The following is a 733-nucleotide window of genomic DNA, read 5'->3' as shown; positions in this document are numbered from 1 at the left end:
TGAGAGGAAAACCGTCGGGCTTCTGTCGTAGCGGGTGGCGATGCGACGCCAGTCCTTCAGGCGTCCGAACATGATCTCGATCCTGTTGCGTCGTTTGTAGCGGCGCTTGTCGTATCGGATAGGCTTGTCGCGTGACTTTCGTCCAGGGATGCAGGGCTTTATTCCCTTGTCTACAAGGGCTTCACGGAACCAATCCGCATCGTATCCGCGATCTCCCAGCAGCCAATCGGCCGGTGGCAGGCTGTTCGCCAGAGCCCTGGCGCCAGTGTAGTCACTGACCTGACCAGCCGTCATGAAGAACCGGATCGGGCGTCCGATACTGTCGGTGACGGCATGCAGTTTCGTGTTCATGCCGCCCTTGGTTCGCCCGATCAGCCGACCACGCCCCCCTTTTTCAACCGCAGGCTGGAGGCCGTACGGTGCGCCTTGAGGTAGGTTGCATCAATCATGATGGTCTTGCGATCCCTACCTTCGGCGGCCAGCCCGGCCATGATCCGGGCAAAGACACCCATATCACTCCATCGCTTCCAGCGGTTGTACAGCGTCTTCGGCGGACCGTATTCCCGAGGCGCATCCGACCACCGCAACCCGTTGCGGTTAATGAAGATAATCCCGCTCAGCACTCGCCGGTCATCGACCCTTGGCTTGCCATGGCTCTTTGGAAAGTAAGGTCTAAGCCGCGCCATCTGCGCGTCGGTCAACCAGAATAGATTGCTCATCGTCCCCCCCCCCC

General features: G+C 59.9%; 1 protein-coding gene. It reads right to left on the bottom strand.

The window, feature by feature from the left end; all coding sequences use genetic code 11:
- Positions 1 to 719, bottom strand: a protein-coding gene (locus tag DDZ14_RS19220) for an IS5 family transposase (RefSeq protein ID WP_109426577.1) whose coding sequence is annotated in 2 segments (ribosomal slippage) — positions 1 to 398 and positions 398 to 719 — 720 coding nt annotated over the 2 segments. Because the reading frame shifts where the segments join, the coding sequence is not laid out codon by codon here. This gene is flagged as partial in the annotation.
- Between the last annotated feature and the right edge of the window lie 14 nt (positions 720 to 733).

It is taken from the genome of Maritimibacter sp. 55A14 (assembly GCF_003122205.1).
Lineage (GTDB): Bacteria > Pseudomonadota > Alphaproteobacteria > Rhodobacterales > Rhodobacteraceae > QEYE01.
Note: the sequence above shows the minus strand (reverse complement) of the source record. Positions and strands in the feature narration are given on the sequence as shown.